At 56.1% G+C, this 15,750-nt stretch carries 13 protein-coding genes, 3 tRNA genes, 1 other RNA gene and 1 pseudogene; 8 read left to right on the top strand and 10 right to left on the bottom strand.

The genetic code is table 11. The annotated features are described in order from the left end of the window. Window positions 1-51: 51 nt before the first annotated feature. An RNA gene (ffs, locus tag A3709_RS02505) (signal recognition particle sRNA small type) lies at window positions 52-148 on the bottom strand. A gap of 153 nt (window positions 149-301) precedes the next feature. Here ffs and A3709_RS02500 point away from each other — a divergent pair. The 4 genes from A3709_RS02500 to A3709_RS02485 are packed head-to-tail and all read left to right on the top strand — an operon-like array spanning window position 302 to window position 6,845. After that, window positions 302-1,417 (top strand): efflux RND transporter periplasmic adaptor subunit, encoded by a 1,116-nt coding sequence (locus A3709_RS02500; protein ID WP_197484048.1) that lies wholly within the window; start codon window positions 302-304, stop codon window positions 1,415-1,417. Between the two features lies 1 nt (window position 1,418). Further along, window positions 1,419-4,544, top strand: coding sequence for an efflux RND transporter permease subunit (locus tag A3709_RS02495; protein WP_066049599.1), 3,126 nt, complete (start codon window positions 1,419-1,421; stop codon window positions 4,542-4,544). Continuing rightward, window positions 4,541-5,146 (top strand): TetR/AcrR family transcriptional regulator, encoded by a 606-nt coding sequence (locus tag A3709_RS02490; protein ID WP_066049596.1) that lies wholly within the window; start codon window positions 4,541-4,543, stop codon window positions 5,144-5,146. The genes A3709_RS02495 and A3709_RS02490 overlap by 4 nt, the downstream gene beginning before the upstream one ends. 46 nt (window positions 5,147-5,192) lie before the next feature. Next, on the top strand, window positions 5,193-6,845 hold the full coding sequence (locus A3709_RS02485) for an amidohydrolase (protein ID WP_066049594.1): 1,653 nt from the start codon (window positions 5,193-5,195) through the stop codon (window positions 6,843-6,845). A 471-nt stretch (window positions 6,846-7,316) separates the two neighbouring features. On the opposite strand, the gene A3709_RS02480 is transcribed toward A3709_RS02485, so the two are convergent. From A3709_RS02480 to A3709_RS02470, 3 genes are all read right to left on the bottom strand, one after another. Continuing rightward, window positions 7,317-7,772 carry a cystatin domain-containing protein gene (locus A3709_RS02480; protein WP_197484047.1) on the bottom strand — a complete coding sequence of 152 codons (456 nt, stop codon included), beginning with the start codon at window positions 7,770-7,772 and terminating at the stop codon, window positions 7,317-7,319. 19 nt (window positions 7,773-7,791) lie between these two features. Further along, the gene (locus tag A3709_RS02475) at window positions 7,792-9,075 is read right to left on the bottom strand and encodes an amidohydrolase (RefSeq protein WP_197484046.1); all 1,284 of its coding nucleotides are present in this window, start codon (window positions 9,073-9,075) and stop codon (window positions 7,792-7,794) included. A gap of 177 nt (window positions 9,076-9,252) precedes the next feature. Then, window positions 9,253-9,329, bottom strand: a tRNA-Arg gene (locus A3709_RS02470). A 142-nt stretch (window positions 9,330-9,471) separates the two neighbouring features. Between A3709_RS02470 and A3709_RS02465 the strand changes: the two genes are divergently transcribed. Genes A3709_RS02465 through A3709_RS24410 form a run of 3 tightly spaced genes read left to right on the top strand, consistent with a single transcriptional unit; the run spans window position 9,472 to window position 10,923 of the window. Next, entirely contained in the window at window positions 9,472-10,101 is a 630-nt protein-coding gene (locus A3709_RS02465; RefSeq protein ID WP_066049589.1) for a TetR/AcrR family transcriptional regulator, read from the top strand. A 60-nt stretch (window positions 10,102-10,161) separates the two neighbouring features. Beyond that, window positions 10,162-10,497 (top strand): hypothetical protein, encoded by a 336-nt coding sequence (locus tag A3709_RS02460; protein WP_066049586.1) that lies wholly within the window; start codon window positions 10,162-10,164, stop codon window positions 10,495-10,497. A gap of 24 nt (window positions 10,498-10,521) precedes the next feature. Further along, window positions 10,522-10,923, top strand: a complete 402-nt coding sequence (locus A3709_RS24410; protein WP_156507539.1) for a hypothetical protein — start codon at window positions 10,522-10,524, stop codon at window positions 10,921-10,923. 8 nt (window positions 10,924-10,931) lie between these two features. Here the strand turns inward: A3709_RS24410 and A3709_RS24935 are convergent. From A3709_RS24935 to A3709_RS02430, 6 genes and pseudogenes are all read right to left on the bottom strand, one after another. Next, window positions 10,932-11,000: pseudogene (locus tag A3709_RS24935) on the bottom strand (hypothetical protein); the annotation flags it as partial. 18 nt (window positions 11,001-11,018) lie between these two features. Next, window positions 11,019-11,270: a hypothetical protein gene (locus A3709_RS02450; protein ID WP_066049582.1), complete on the bottom strand. Its 252-nt coding sequence runs from the start codon at window positions 11,268-11,270 to the stop codon at window positions 11,019-11,021. Window positions 11,271-11,405: 135 nt separating this feature from the next. Then, a tRNA-His gene (locus A3709_RS02445) sits at window positions 11,406-11,481 on the bottom strand. A gap of 382 nt (window positions 11,482-11,863) precedes the next feature. Further along, a complete protein-coding gene (locus A3709_RS02440) occupies window positions 11,864-13,714 on the bottom strand; it encodes an ATP-dependent endonuclease (protein ID WP_082849830.1) in 1,851 nt (616 codons plus the stop codon). 48 nt (window positions 13,715-13,762) lie between these two features. Continuing rightward, window positions 13,763-13,993, bottom strand: a complete 231-nt coding sequence (locus A3709_RS24930; RefSeq protein WP_082849829.1) for a helix-turn-helix transcriptional regulator — start codon at window positions 13,991-13,993, stop codon at window positions 13,763-13,765. 648 nt (window positions 13,994-14,641) lie between these two features. Continuing rightward, a tRNA-Pro gene (locus A3709_RS02430) sits at window positions 14,642-14,718 on the bottom strand. A 155-nt stretch (window positions 14,719-14,873) separates the two neighbouring features. Between A3709_RS02430 and folD the strand changes: the two genes are divergently transcribed. Further along, window positions 14,874-15,719 carry a bifunctional methylenetetrahydrofolate dehydrogenase/methenyltetrahydrofolate cyclohydrolase FolD gene (gene folD, locus A3709_RS02425; RefSeq protein WP_066049573.1) on the top strand — a complete coding sequence of 282 codons (846 nt, stop codon included), beginning with the start codon at window positions 14,874-14,876 and terminating at the stop codon, window positions 15,717-15,719. The last annotated feature ends 31 nt before the right edge of the window (window positions 15,720-15,750 follow it).

The raw sequence follows: 15,750 nt of genomic DNA, 5'->3' as shown, positions 1-15,750 counted from the left end.
GGAAGGATACACCAGAGGCTTAATCACCGGAACCGGTGAAATTGGAGATGACCCAGACAGCCACACCCCGGCACACGAGTCGACAGCTACGGTTGCTCCCTTCCGGGCCTGGCCGGGTTCACTATCTATCGTTGCGAGGGGACCGCCTGGGCCACCACAGCGTCTGCAAGCAGTTGCAGAGGGCGCGTATTGTGCTGCAAAGCACACCTCGCTGCAAGCGATTCGGCGCAATGAGATTGACTTTGATGTTAAAGCGACTAACATAGATGTTAATTCCATTAACATGTGTGGGTTTGTAGGGATGGATAAGCAAAAATTGGGTAGCCTGGCCGGCGTTGGGGCTGCGATCTTTATTACCGTGGGCCTGACCAGTGCGCTCCACGTTCGCTTTGCCCTGGGCGACAAGACCGTGGCGAGGGTCCCGCTGACGGTGGAACCTGTGCAGTACATCGAGCAGGCGTACTACCAGCGCGATGTTTCCTACCTCGGCCTGATTTCGGCCGGCCGCAAGGCCGACCTGGGGTTTGAAGTCGTTGGCACCGTGGCGCAACTGCCGTGGCGTGAAGGCAGCCCGGTGACCAAGGGCGAGATCATTGCCCAGCTGGACGACTCCGCCCTGCAGACTCACTACCGTGCGACCGAGGCAGACCTGGACACCACTCGCGCAGAACTGGAACTGGCGCGACTCAAGGCCGAACGGCAGGAGGAGCTGCGCGCGACCGGCGCGGTTTCCCGTGAGGCTTTTGACGAAACCCGGCTGCGCGCCGAAGCACTGGAATCACGCGTTGCGGCCACGCAGGCGCGCCTGGAAAGCATCCAGATCCAGATCGACAAGGCGAGTCTGCGCGCGCCCTATGACGGTGTGATTGGTGATCGCTTTATTCATGAGGGCGCGGTGGTCAACCCTGGCACGCCAGTGGTTCACTTCATCGAAAATGCAGGACGGGAAGCGAATATTGGCGTTGCCGTCAGCCGCGCTGATGCCCTGCAGCCAGGCAATGAGTACCTGCTGACCCTGCGCGGACAGGAAGTCAGCAGCCCGTTACTCACAGTACGTCCCGACGTAGACCCGATCACCCGAGTGACGACGGCCGTATTCTCCCTGCCAGCAGATATCCCCGCCGTAGACGGAGAACCGGTCACCCTGCGCCTGACCGAAGAGGTGCCCGCCATCGGCGGATGGCTGCCCATCGCTTCGCTGCTGGAAGGTAATCGCGGGCTGTGGACAGTACTGCGCCTGGACCGCGACGGTGATATGGCCATTACCGTCAGGGAGGCGGTTGAGGTGATCGAGATCCGCGGCGACCAGGCCTTCGTGCACGGCACCCTCGCCGACAGAACCGAGGTGGTGGCCAGTGGTGTCCACCGAATCACCCCGGGGACGGTGGTGTCGGTTAGCGGCGACGGAGTGGAATAAGGTGTTTGCCCAGTACATTTTCAAACACCCCCGCTATTTTGCGCTGCTCATCATAAGCGTATTTGCGGTGGGCATTAACAGCTTCAGCAATATTCCCCGCCAGGAAGAACCTACCCTGACCAACTTTGGCGGCACGGTACTCACCTTTTATCCGGGCGCCACCCCCGACCGGGTCGAAGCACTCGTTACCAAACCGCTTGAAGATGAGCTGCGCAAAATATCTGAATTAGACAAACTGATGACCACCTCTAGCTCCGGTGTCTCATCCATGCAGGTCAGGCTCGATGACACGCTACCTGATCACGAGCTAGAGCGAGTCTGGTCGGAAGTCAGGGATGCCTTATCAGACGCGTACGCTTTGTTCCCCCCCGGTGTTGGCATCCCAACCCTAGACACGGATCGCTTCCAGTCCTTCAACGCCATTGTGGCTATGTCCGGCCGCGATGATGCAGACATCCCCCTGTCTCTGCTGGGGCGTATGGCAGAGGACCTCGCTGATCGCGCCCGCAATATGGACGGCACCAAGCTGGCCGTACTGTTCGGTGAACCCGCTGAAGAAATTCGGGTAGAGATTAACGAGGATGCCCTTGTCGCACGCGGCCTCAGTCTCGCTGAGGTGTCGGCCGCATTACGAGCGGCAGATGCCAAAGTGTCCTCGGGACGCGCCACCGGTGAAGGCACCGACATGCTGATCGAGATCGCCGGCGATTTCGATTCCCTGACCCGGATTCGTGAAGTCATCGTCAACACCTCGGCCAATGGCAGCGCGACGCGTATTGCCGATCTGGGCAGAGTCTACAAGGCGGCCATTACCCCACCCTCCTCGCTGGTACTGGTCCAGGGCAAGCCCGGCATCATGGTGGGTGTGGCCATGGAAGACGGCCGGCAGGTGGATCGCTGGGCACAGGAATTTTCCCTGCTGCTGCGGGATTACATCAACGACGCCCCTGCCAGTGTGCTGGTAGAACAAACCTTCGATCAGAGCACCTATGCCAAGAGTCGTCTTGCCGACGTTACCTTGAACCTCGCCATTGGTATCACTCTGGTGCTACTGGTATTGCTGTTCACCCTTGGCTGGCGCGCCGCTGTGGTGGTTGCCATCATCCTGCCGCTGTGCGGATTGATTTCCATGGTTGTCATGGAACGGACCGGAATGGCCCTGCACCAGATGACCATTTGCGGGCTCATCGTTGCCCTGGGCCTGCTGGTTGACGGCTCCATCGTCATGACCGATGAAATTCGCAAACGACTGCTCCAGGAACACACGCCCTATAACGCTATTGCCGGTGCCGTTGACCGGCTACGTGTCCCGTTACTGTCTTCGACATTGACCACTATTCTCGCGTTTATGCCCATGGCGATTATGCCCGGCCCCGGTGGTGATTTTCTGGGGGCCATTGCCCAGGCGGTGATCATCATGCTGGTAACTTCTACCGCACTGGCGCTTATCGTTACGCCCGTGCTGGCCTCCTGGCTGCTACCGCGGACCAAGGAGAGCAGCCGTCACTGGTATAACGGCGGCATGGACGGCGGCAAAATGGGTGAGGCCCTGTCCAACGCCATGGATTGGAGTCTGAAACATCCAGCCGCCGCTATCGCCCTCGCACTGGCACTGCCGCTGAGCGGCTTTATCAGCTTCCCCACGTTGACCGCGCAGTTTTTCCCGGGCACGGACCGCGACCAGATGTATATTCAGGTCAAGCTCGCCGACGGCCGCTCCATTTACGACACCCTGCAAGTGGTCGAGCGTCTGGATGAGCGCCTCAGGTCCGACCCGATGATTCGACGCGTCGACTGGACTCTTGGCGAGAGCACGCCGGCCTTCTACTACAACATGTACCGCAGCCGCGACGGCACACCCTCATGGGCCGAAGCACTGGTGCTGACCCGGGATGAAAACCAGACAGATGACCTGATTCGCGCGCTGCAACTGGAGCTCGACCGGGATTTCCCGGAAGCCCGGATTATCGTCAATGGCATTTACCAGGGACCGCCGGTTACCGCGCCTATCGAGCTGGAGATTCACGGCCCCAACCTGGCCGTGCTGCAGGAACTGGGCGAAGAATTCCGGCTGCGCATGGATAATCTGCCACATATTATCCACACCGGCACCAATCTGATCGGCGGCGCGCCCAAAGTCGTTTTCCACCTCGACGAGGAGCGCCTGCGCCTGGCTAACCTGCAACTCACGGACGCAGCTACCGCACTCAATGACTCTCTGCTGGGACGGGTTGGTGGCGAAGTTCTCGAGGGCACGGAACGACTTCCGGTACGCGTCCGTCTCAGCGAAGCCGAATGGGGCACACCGGATCGTATCGTCGACATTCGGCTGCCCCGCCGCGGCGGTAGCGACACACTGGCAGGGGTGCCACTGAACGCCATTGGCTCGCCTGCGCTGGAGCCGGCACAAAGCCCCATCGCCAGACAGGACGGGGTTCGCATTAATACGGTGCAGGGTTACATCACCCGCGGAGTTCTCCCGGAGGAGGTGCTGAAGCTTCTGCAGCAGGACCTGGTCAACAATCCGATTAATCTCCCGCCGGGCTATTCGATCGTATACGGTGGCGACACTGACGAGCGCGCCCGCGTGGTTGAGAAAATCATGGCCCCAATGGGACTGATTGTCTCGGTGCTGATCGCCACCATCGTCCTGACCTTTAACTCATGGCGCCTGACAGGCATCGCCCTGCTGGTCTGTTTATGCTCAATGGGCTTATCGCTATTGTCCCTGGCCTTGTTCCAGTATCCCTTCGGGGTAATGTCACTGGTCGGCGTGATTGGGTCGATCGGCGTTTCAATCAACGCGGCCATTATTATTCTCACCGCGCTACAGGCCAACCCGGCCGCCGTCGCCGGTGGCAGATATGCCATTCGCACGGTCGTCATGGATTCCAGCCGTCATATTATCTCCACGACCGTCACCACCTTTGGCGGCTTTCTGCCGCTGATTCTGGAAGGCAGTGAATTCTGGCCGCCGTTTGCCATGGCCATCGCGGGCGGCGTACTGCTGTCTACAATCATTTCTTTCTTCCTGGTACCGCCGCTGTTCCTGCTGACCGTACGCAAACAGCGCGGCATGGGTTTCGGCCCCCTGAAGCCTTCCTCTTCTGAGGGCAGTACTGCATGAGCCAGAGCAACTACCACCACGGCGATTTGCGCAACGCTCTTATTCTTGCGGCGGTCGAACTCATCCAGGAGAAAGGCTCGGCTGACGTTGCGATTTCCGAGGCCGCCAAGCGCGCGGGTGTCAGTGCCGCAGCGCCCTATCGACACTTCCGCGATAAAAGCGCGTTGCTCGAAGCCGTCGCAGAGCTCTGCTATTACGGCCTCAGCGTTGAGGCTCTGGCTACCCGTGACCAATACGAAATGGGCACCCGCGAATGCGTTGTCGGGCTGGGTAAAACCTATGTCAGCTATGTCACCCAACGCCCCGAGTTCTACAACATGATGTGGGGCGACTTTGCGGCCATGGATCCCACGGTCACCGACCGGGATGGCCGGCGTGGCTTTTTTGTTTTTGTCGAAGCCGTCGACGCCTGGTGCCAGGCCCACAAACTGCGGCACACCGAGCCTCTGGATCTGGCCTTGAAACTGTGGGCCCTTGCTCACGGTCTGGCTGTACTGGAACTCAACGGCCAGTTTGAGTATTTCATGCCGGAAGCTGATCGTATCCAGATGCTGGTCAGCAGCACCAACGCATTTCTGGACGGGGTCGAAAAAGCCGGCTGAGCCGGAACTTGCTAACATGTAGCGTATCCAGAGAAAGGAACGCTATATGCCCCTAATAAAATTGCTCCTCGCCACACTGCTCGCAGTGACCAGCACTTCCGCAGCGGCCACCACCCTGATTCACAACATCGAAGGCTACTCGCTCGAAAACGGTGAGCTGATCAGATTCTCCGCGCTGGAATTTGACGGCAGCAAAATTACCGCGCGCTACCCGACAGATGAAGCAGCAGCACAAAGCAGCGCTACCACAAAATTAGATGGTAATGGGGCAACCATGTTACCGGGCCTTATCGATGCCCACGGGCATATCGCCGGCTACGGCCAGGCGCTGGCCAGTGTGAATTTGTTTGGCACCAGCAGTGAAGCTGAAGCAGCGCAACGTGTTGCCCGGTTTGCGGCACAGAGCAAGGAGCCCTGGATTCAGGGCGGCGGCTGGAACCAGGTGCTGTGGGACGTAAGGGAATTTCCAACCCGCGCCACGCTGGATGCCATTGATACGGATCGCCCCATCGCGCTGCGCCGCATCGACGGCCACGCGCTCTGGGTTAATTCTACGGCACTGGAAATGGCCGGGATTCACGCTGAAAGCGTCGACCCGGATGGCGGACAAATCATCCGCGGCCCAGACGGCAAACCCACGGGTGTGCTCATCGATAACGCCATGGATGCCGTATATCGAGCCATACCCTCACAGACGCAAAACGACATCGCAGAGAGTCAACGCCAGGCGCTGCTCAGTGCCGCCAGCTTCGGTCTGACCAGTGTGCACGATGCCGGAGTGTCTGCCGCCGAAGTGAGCGCGCTCCAGCGGCTGCACAGCAACAACACATTACCGTTGCGCGTGTATGCGATGCTCGATGTGCTCGACCCCGGTAACGATGCCACTCTGGCCAGCGGACCGCAGATCGACCCGAACCATCGCCTGGATATTCGCAGTGTCAAAATATCCGCCGACGGTGCCCTGGGTTCGCGGGGCGCAGCGCTCGCCGAAGACTACTCGGACAAGCCCGGCCACAAGGGCCTGCTTCTGCTGTCTGACGAAGATCTGGTGCTACATATGAGCAGGGCAATGGCCGCCGGTTATCAGGTGAACACGCATGCCATCGGCGACCTGGCGAATACGCGCGTCCTGGACCTGTACGAAACCCTCATCGCGAAGGAGGACAGCGCGGGGCTGCGCCATCGCATCGAACACGCCCAGATCCTGCAGGTGGAGGATATCCCCCGCTTCGCCCAACTCGGTGTGATTGCCTCGATCCAGCCAACCCACGCCACCAGCGATATGAATATGGCCGGCGACCGCCTCGGCGAAGACCGCCTGGTGGGTGCCTATGCCTGGAAGAGCCTGCTCGACGACGGTGCACAGGTGGCAGGCGGCTCCGATTTCCCAGTGGAACACCCCAACCCGTTTTACGGGCTGTATTCTGCCATTACACGCCAGGATCAGGCCGGTGGCCCACCCGGGGGCTGGCTACCGGGCCAGAAGATATCCCGGGCAGAAGCCTTGTCACTGTTTACGGAAGGCGCAGCCTTCGCCGCTCACCAGGAGAGCGCGATTGGACGTCTCGCCCCGGGATACTTCGCCGATTTTATTCTGGTAAGGGAAAACTATTTCGAGATGCCGGAATCGGCCATCTGGAGCAGCACGGTACTGGAGACCTGGGTGGCCGGAGAGCCCGTCTATGTCAGGCCCGAATAATGACCAATAGCCAGGCATAAAAAAAGGGGCCCAATGGGCCCCTTTTTCAACTCAGGGTCGCGTTTTAACGCTGCTCCTGAACCGCAGGTACGTCAGCGGGAACTTCAGCAGCAACGGCAACTTTGGCGCCGATCAGGCCAGCCATAATTGCGAAGAATATGAAAGGTACGAACTTGTGCATAACTAAACTCCTAAAAATTACCTCAAGGTGGGCAGCGGACTATGGATGCTGCCTATTGTCGGGCGTTTCCGCCCTAATCCACATGGCCGTCCGCGACATCAGCATGGCGCGAGGCGACTTCCGTGGGCACATGTGCACGGTGCGGGCGCGATCATACGGAGTGTTACCTTTGGTAGCAATAACACCGGAGTGATAGTTGGTATTTTTGACGCTTTTAGGACTAAAAACTTGATCTAAAACAGGGACTTGAGGCGGGTTGCGGGCCCTTTGAGGGCCCGCGATGGTCAATATTAGCAATCTTCGGTCATACTTCCCTGCTGCGCGGGCTGGGTCACCTCGAAATTGCCCTGCAAATCGCGGTAGACGCGGGTGTTCCAGATTTCGCCATTATCGAGCTTGAGGTCGATGGCGTAGTTCAAGCCAGCCACGACCTGGGTTTTGACGGAAAGTATTTTCTCAAGCTGGGCAGCGCTATTCATACGCTGCAACACAAAATTCAGGGCCGCCTCGACGTCCTCCGTCACGTCGGCATCCTGCCAACCGCCAGGCATACCCTCTTCCGCATGGCACAGTGGGTTCGTCACCCCTGCCTCTTCTTCAGTCTTATCTGACACTTCAACCACCGCCGGCTGCTGAGCTTGCGCGGCACTATTATCAGCAACTTCTACCGGGCCATCACTGTCGCTACAGGCGGCCAAAACCAGCGCCAGGGCCAGTGCCACTGGCATACTCGTCAATTTACTCACGTTCACTCCATATTATGTATTAGCGGTTCACCGGATGAATCTCTCCGGCAAATACGGTTCCCCGGATGGGAATATCCTTCAGCTTGCGGGGATCAACCCGGTACGGGTCCTGCTCCAGCACAGCGAAGTCTGCGCGTTTTCCGGGGCAAATGGAACCTATCTGGTCTTCCATGCGCATCAGCCAAGCGGCATCGATGGTTATTGCCCGCAATGCGTCATCAACACTCACCTTCTGCGCCTCGGCGTTCTTATTGCCGTTAATGGTGGTGCGGTTAACGGCAGCCAAGGCCAGCGTCAGCGGGCTGAGCGGCGCCATCGGGCAGTCGGAATGCAGGCCAAAGCGCATACCTTCGCGCTTGAGCGTTCCCAGTGGCACCATGTTGCGCGCTCGGGCTTCGCCGAGCCACTGGTCTGCGTACACATCCGCGAGAATATATTGGTAGTAGGGGTTCGCCGACCCGAGCATACCTAGCGCATGCATCTGATTGGCCTGATCTTCTGTAGTGTAGGCAAAATGTTCGAGCGTGAACCGGTGATCTATGCGAGGATTTTGTGCCTGCACACGGCGGACAAAGTCGATCAAAACCTCGGCACTGGCAGCGCCATTGGCATGCGCGTGCAACTGGTAACCCGCATTCCAAAACGTTTCAGCATAGCTGTACGTCACTTGCACAGGCGCCATCCACTGGCCGGCATGGCCATCCTTGTATACGGGAAAACTGTACTGGGAGAGGCCTGAGAAGATCGCTCCATCCATCATTAACTTGAAGTGATTATCGAACATCACCCTGTCAGAGTTACTCGCATTCCAGCTTTCAACCTGCTCCCACGCCTGCTCGGGCGACAACCCGCGGGAAAGAAAATCGGTAACAATGGGTGTGAGCATCAGGCGTGCGGGAGCCTCCTGGGTATCCATAATCGCGTGTATTAGTCTGGCTTCGCCAACGGGATCACCGAAGACCACCACACCCATGTCCATGGCGGCCGTGATACCGCCGCGATGGAGCATTTCTACAAAGTTCTGCATTCCCACTTTGTAACGATCTGGCTGCAACAGGAAAGGCTTTCGCGGCACCAGTGCAGCAAGACCATTTTCCCAGAAGTGACCGTTAGCCCAGTCTGCTTCGTGTGGCGTTTCAACATCTTTCTCACTGACCCCCAGCAGCTCGAACGACGCGGTATTACCAATCATTTCGTGGAAAGGTCGATGCCAGATCATTACCGGCTCATCGCCAAACCACTTGTCCAGTGTGCTGCGGGTGATGTCACCGTGCCACAACTGGTGATAACCCCAAATTATCAAGGGAACGGCCTGGTCTCGATCGGGATGCTTAATGTGAGCCGCAACCTGCGCCTTTAGGGCCTTGGCACACCGTTCTGGCGTTTGGGCCCGGAAACTGGTCAGGCAGAGGATGGCGAACGCAGCAGTGGCTTGGCCCAGATCGGTGCTTGGCTAGCGAAGTGCAGTATCAGGGAAAAATGGCGGGGGTAGAAGGATTCGAACCCTCGACCGTGCGCTTAGAAGGCGCATGCTCTATCCAACTGAGCTATACCCCCGGAGAGACATTCCCGGGGCGGACCCGAGAGCGGGCGCAATGATAGCCCAGTCGTCTCGTAAACTCCACCGGCGCGCCGTCGGCTTGCGCATGCGCCAAGCCGCGGCCATACTCCGTGGCCTGACAACTTGCCCAAGGACAGCATGAGCCAGGTCTCGGAGAAAACCACGAGCCGCAGCCGCAATCACGAGGCTACCGAGCAAAAACTCACTGATGCCTGTGGTGCCATTCTCCTCAGCAAGGGCCCGGAAGGCATCGGCGTAAACAACGTCGTCGAAAAAGCCGGAGTTGGCAAACAGCTCCTCTACCGTTACTTCGACGGGCTTCCGGGGCTGGTCAGTGCCTGGCTGGAGCAGCGGGCCAACTGGCCTACTGCGGCAGACCTGGTTGGCGACCGCGACAGCTTTGACGCGCTATCACTCAAAGACAAAATCAAGCGCATCCAGCGCAATTACCTGGCCGCCCTGCGCGAACATCCGGAAATCACCCGACTGATGGCCAGCGAAATTCTCCACCCCACCGCCGTCACCCAGGTGCTGGAATCCGCCAGCGACAAGATCGGCCGGGAACTCGCCTCGATTCTGCAGGATCTCGGCGAGGGCGATCAGCAGCGCATGGTTGATCTGAGCATGGTGTTTTACTGCATGTTCAGCTATCTCACCATGCGCGCCCAGACCAGCCCTCTGGTGTTCGGCATGGATCTCAACGACGACAATAGTTGGGCACGCATCGATCGCCTGATCGATAATCTCGTCGACAGTTATCTGGATTGATCCCCGGCGTTACTAAAGCTACGCTTGTGATCATATAGCCACCGTTGTGAGCAGATAATAATGCCCAGCAGTAAGCTCGGCCCCTTCTACCTCGCCCCGGATGTCATGCCCGCCCACGCGCTGACCTTTTTCTACGCGGCCTTTATCGGTATTACGCTCTATAACTATATCAACTTTATCCAACCCTATATTCTCACCGAGCACCTGCAAATACCCGAGGACCAACAAGGTGCCATTACCGGCAACCTGGTGTTCCTGAGCGAACTCATGCTGCTGTTTGCCTGCGGTGTCGCCAGGCTGCTGGTGGATACCGTTGACAGACGAGCCGTGTTTGCGATTGGCTTCCTCATTCTCGGTGCGGGCTTTGCTATCTACGGTCACGTCGAGAGCGAATGACAGCTGCTGTTGCTGCGCCTGGGCATGGCATGGGGCGTAGCCGCCATTAACGTCATGGTCACCACCTTGCAGGCCGATTATCCCCAGGAGAAATCATGGGGTAAGTTTGTCGGGGCGACCGGATTTGCGATCGGCGTGGGCGCCCTGTTCCTGGTGCTTGTGCTGGCGCGCCTGCCGGGGTGGTACTCATCAGGCAACCATGCCATTGCGGCCGGCCAGCAGACACTGAACACAGTGGCCGCCATTGCCTTCGCCTCGTCCCTGCTCTCCTGGTTCGGGCTGAAACGTACGGCGACCGTCACAGCCAGCGCCAGCCCGATGCAACCCTGGCATCAACGGCTGCGCCGCGCCCTGCAACTGGGCTGGCAACAGCCGAGAATCCGATCGTTAGAGAAATTGAATACCTCAACGGTCTCACCGGTGTAGAGGTTGTCCCAGGTCTCGAGGATATCGCCGCTGGCCAGGTCGGCGAAATAACCGATTTCCTTACCGCGCAGGCGCACGTGGCCGTTGTCGAGCAGTCACGCCTGGAATCCACCGAAACCCGTGTAACCGAACAGCGGCTTGAGACGCTGGCTCCCAATCATGCCTAACATGGTGCCGTGAAATGCAGAGAAAACCGGCGCATCGGCATAGGTCGCCCACAACTTGCCAAAGGCATAGAGATTGTCTTTCGGGTTTTCAAAATCGAGCGTGGCAGGCGGTGCGCCCCCCTCTCCATGACCTGCTGGCGCGCTTAGGCAGTTGCGCAGCAAGAGTGGTATATGACTCATCGGAAATTCCCCTGAATGTTATTTTCGCCAGCATAGTATTATGTGACCAATGGGTCACATAATGGTTGTAAAAAACCACGTCGCCAGCGTTAGATATAAACAAGGATCACAAGGAAAAAGAAGAGCGGGGATAAATGGGGTGGCCGAGGGGTCTCGAACCCCCCACCTCCGGAGCCACAATCCGGTGCTCTACCTGATGAGCTACGGCCACCACAGTGGGCCCTGATTGAATCGACCAACTTGCCCAAATTGCGGCTGGAAAAGTTGGTCGGGGTAGAGAGATTCGAACACTCTATAATTTTAGATCATATCCTTTAAAATCATAGACTTAACGACCCCCGCAAAGAACATGTACCAATTAGGCACCACCCCTTCAGTCAGGCCGCGCCATAATACCAGCGTTTTGATACGAATCAAGCGTCACCCGCCGAATTCCGAAAAAAAATGTCTCACAACTGCCTGAATTAGTTAGAATTCTTAGAAGCGTACAGAAGCCTTTATTTTCTGCCGATCTCTCTACCCCAATGAGGGATAAGCTTACCTAGCCCATGTGGCTATGCTTAGCCCTCTAAAACCCTGCTTGAGTAGCTCGACTAACATGCCTCTTCAAGAATCGAACGCACCGCCATATTGATATCGCTTCGGTTAAAACCACCTCCACCATCTACCGCATCAACCACCGCAACCAAGAGCTCAGGCTCGTTCGCTAACCGATGCAATGCATTAACAACTGCTCGCTCATAGCTCGGCTCTCCAGAACGAGTATTGAGCATTCCATTTCCCCGCAGGATGGGATCTATAATTGGTAGGTTCCTTCCTCGACTTCCAATCAATGTGTATTCAAGATCCGGGCGCATCAACCAGACACCGCGCGAACCCAGGATTTTCCGAAGCATTGTAACTCTCTTGTTTCGTATCGCTGACTTGAGCGTAGCTGCAGTTCTGGCCGAAATATTAAGAACACTCTCCATCAACTTCTGCAGTGTCGAGTTCTCATAAAAAGCAAGTTCAGGTGGCCCCTCCTCAATTTCATTTCGAAGAAGGGTTAGCTGAGTTCTTGCGTTACGTCCCCTTTTTTGACGATCATCTATGTCGGCGAGCATGGTATCAATAGCTTCAACCACCTCGATATCTTCTGGGGCTGAAATACCTCCATGAGTAAGTGGTACTGCGCTAGTAGTGAGCGCGGCATCAAAGTCGAAAATCGCAATCCACTTAACCCCGAGGCTTTCCAAAATATTCGCTATGTCGACGATGTTTTCCTTGCCACCGGCTGGGGTTATCAAAAAGTCCATTTGGTCTGAAGACTTCCCTGACCTCAGCTCAAGTAAACGTCCTATGACGACAGCATCCGTCCCACCCTCTACCAATATTACAAGCTTGGAAAATAAGGCCTCCGTAACTCTAAGACCATATTTCAATAAACGATGATTCAACTGTGATTGCGTCATTCCCAAATTGCCGGAGGGGGCAATTTCAGTTCCATCAACGCCATTCATTCTGAGATGGATAACTCTATCCAAGCCAAGTTGACTAAGCAGTATCGGTGAATGAGTGGAGACGAGGACTTGCGCGCTTTCTGATATTTCATCCAACTGCGAGCCGATAGCTCGTATCGTTGGCGGATGCAGGTGAGCATCAGGCTCCTCAAACAAATACAAAGTCTTGCCAGGCGCACTCTCTCCAAATTGCTTGTACAGGTTAATTATCACCGCGCTTTGGTGACCTGTACCCAGATACTCCATCGGCATTACTTGTCTGGAGTGGTCTTTGATTTGAAGATTAAGGTCTTTGTAGACATCGTCTAATCTGATGCTATCGGTACTTAACTCTATTGCCCTTGCGTTAAGAATTCTTTGGACAAGATTTTTCTGCTCACCCAGAATAGATGAAGCTTTCTTCGATAACGTGGCCTTGATTTCAACGAGATGTTGTTTCATCTCTCTGCCACCATGCCCCGTCTGTATGGACCTCTTAAACAACGCGAGAAATGGCTTTAGTCCCTCATTATCCAAATCTCGTATGGTAGGCACATACACCACGGAAAACCGTTCTAAAAGAATCTTAAAGGCAGCGTCATCAAGGTCCACTCCACCAAGTTTACGAGTAACAGTGCCGCCTTTTGTTAGCTTGAATTTGTATACCAAGTTCCTGGAGCGGGGAATGCTCACCAAATTGAATAAGGTGACCGGGGCATCTGTGAAAGTAATCTCCACCTGAATCGATGCAGAGCTATTAATTTTTGTTCTCGTCAGGTTTTCCCTTACAAAGTCACCGACCACCCTCCTGTCGAGAGAGATATCGCTGAAAGCCATTGTAAGAGCTCTCAAGATATTAGATTTACCCGAGCTATTCGGGCCACAGAGCACACTCAGCTTGTCTAATCTGACACTCAGAGACTCTAAAGAACGAAAATTCCGTATTTTTACATTACTGATATACACGAATCCATGTGTGAGCTTTCACCCATCTCCCATTAATAATTTCTAATTTTATTGACCAATCGTTAAGTCAGCCGTTTCCTGAACCATGTCTGCTGCGGAAATCCCTAGAGTTTTTGATAGCAATAATATGGACGTGAGTGATGGCTGCCTTAACCCTCGCTCTAACAAAGAAACGAAGGTCCGATCCAATCCACTTCGCAAGGCCAACTGCTCTTGAGACAAGCCCCTGTCCCTTCGCTTGGAACGCAGGACTTGTCCAAACGCCGTTTCAGGCTTCATACCCAATCCCTCCCGGAAAAGGAAGATACTGGAATTTGACGTGACTATAGTCGACGGACTATAGTCATCATTTCAAGTACGCAGATTTTCAGGCTCCACCGCTCGATTAGAGGAAGGAATTAAGATTGGACATGAAACGGAGATCGTAGATGGAACGAGAGAAGCATGCGGATATTGATCATCTTCCTAATTGGGTCAGAGCACACAAGTACATGGAACTTACTGGGCATAATGTGAACACCCTGAAAAAGCTTCGTATGGGCGGTCACATAAAGCTCAATAGGCATTACAAGTTTTGGCCTGAGGGGTCCAAAACCATTTACTACAATACTCGCGCCATTGACCGGCTGATTAGCAAGAGTAAGTCCTAGCCACAAAGAAATGGCAGGCTATGAAAAACATTAGACGTATCAGGACTATCTAGAATAAGCGTGAAGTGACGGGCTTTGTAGCTTTATCGAACTCTCTACATCCACCCTATTAGGCACCAGCTCTCAGGCACCCATACGCTCTACCTAGAACTCTCCAGCACTGGAGTGAGATATACCATGCGCAAGCAGAGTAGCCAGACGCATGCTAAAAAAAGGGCTGTCGGTGCCCTACGGTGCTACACAGTTCTAGAGAAGTAGAACAAGTAGAATAAAAAAGTGGTCGGGGTAGAGAGATTCGAACTCCCGACATCCTGCTCCCAAAGCAGGCGCGCTACCAGACTGCGCTATACCCCGACAATTCCACAGTGCGGATAACCCGCCCTGTTTTCAGGAGGGCGCATCATACTCACCCGGTGGGTAAGCGTCAACGCCAACGGCGATGATTTTACTACAGTTTTTACATCGATCGTGGGACAATGCGCCGCTTTACGCTTTGAGGAATCTCACCCATGTCCGCACTTGTACTCGATGGTAAAACCCTGGCTGCCGAAACTGAGGCAGAACTGCTTGCCCGTGTGGAGCAGTTGAAGGAAAAGTCTGGCGGGCAGACACCGATTCTGGCAACTATTCTGGTGGGTGATGACCCCGCTTCGGCCACCTATGTGAAGATGAAAGGCAACGCCTGTCGCCGGGTAGGCATGGACTCCCTCGCGGTGGAAATGCCCTCCTCCACCACCACTGAGGAGCTGCTGGCCAAGATCGACGAGCTCAACAACAACCCGGATGTTCACGGCATTCTGCTGCAGCACCCGGTGCCTGCCCAGATCGACGAACGCGCCTGCTTTGATGCCATTTCCCTGGCCAAAGATGTCGACGGTGTAACCTGCCTGGGTTTTGGTCGCATGGCCATGGGTGAAGAGGCCTACGGCTGCGCCACCCCCCAAGGCATTATGCGCATCCTCGAACACTACAACATAGATATTGAAGGCAAGCACGCTGTGGTCGTCGGCCGCTCTCCCATTCTGGGCAAGCCCATGGCCATGATGCTACTGCAGAAGAACGCCACCGTGACCATTTGCCACTCGCGTACCCAGGACCTGCCGTCGCTGGTCGCCCAGGCAGACATCCTTGTGGGCGCCGTGGGCAAGCCCGAGTTCATCAAAGCGGATTGGGTAAAAGAAGGTGCTGTGGTGGTCGACGCCGGCTACCACCCGGGCGGCCTGGGCGATATCGAACTGTCAGCGCTGACCGAGAAGGCCTCTGCCTACACCCCCGTGCCCGGCGGCGTTGGCCCAATGACCATTAATACGCTGATTTATCAGAGCGTGGAGTCTGGCGAGAAAAGCCTGGGCTAACTGATGGCAGGAGCGGTTGCGGCCGCTCCTG

Origin of the sequence: Halioglobus sp. HI00S01 (assembly GCF_001635445.1) — a bacterium.
GTDB classification, from domain to species: Bacteria; Pseudomonadota; Gammaproteobacteria; order Pseudomonadales; family Halieaceae; genus Halioglobus; species Halioglobus japonicus.
Note: the sequence above shows the minus strand (reverse complement) of the source record. Positions and strands in the feature narration are given on the sequence as shown.

Bases quoted from the DNA above. Each gene is read 5' to 3' on its own strand.
- A3709_RS02485 (WP_066049594.1), top strand. From the start codon at position 5,193: ATGCCCCTAATAAAATTGCTCCTCGCCACACTGCTCGCAGTGACCAGC.
- A3709_RS02500 (WP_197484048.1), top strand. From the start codon at position 302: ATGGATAAGCAAAAATTGGGTAGCCTGGCCGGCGTTGGGGCTGCGATC.
- A3709_RS02460 (WP_066049586.1), top strand. From the start codon at position 10,162: ATGCCCAGCAGTAAGCTCGGCCCCTTCTACCTCGCCCCGGATGTCATG.
- A3709_RS02465 (WP_066049589.1), top strand. From the start codon at position 9,472: ATGAGCCAGGTCTCGGAGAAAACCACGAGCCGCAGCCGCAATCACGAG.
- A3709_RS02450 (WP_066049582.1), bottom strand. From the start codon at position 11,270: ATGAGTCATATACCACTCTTGCTGCGCAACTGCCTAAGCGCGCCAGCA.
- folD (WP_066049573.1), top strand. From the start codon at position 14,874: ATGTCCGCACTTGTACTCGATGGTAAAACCCTGGCTGCCGAAACTGAG.
- A3709_RS24930 (WP_082849829.1), bottom strand. From the start codon at position 13,993: ATGAAGCCTGAAACGGCGTTTGGACAAGTCCTGCGTTCCAAGCGAAGG.
- A3709_RS02490 (WP_066049596.1), top strand. From the start codon at position 4,541: ATGAGCCAGAGCAACTACCACCACGGCGATTTGCGCAACGCTCTTATT.
- A3709_RS24410 (WP_156507539.1), top strand. From the start codon at position 10,522: ATGGCATGGGGCGTAGCCGCCATTAACGTCATGGTCACCACCTTGCAG.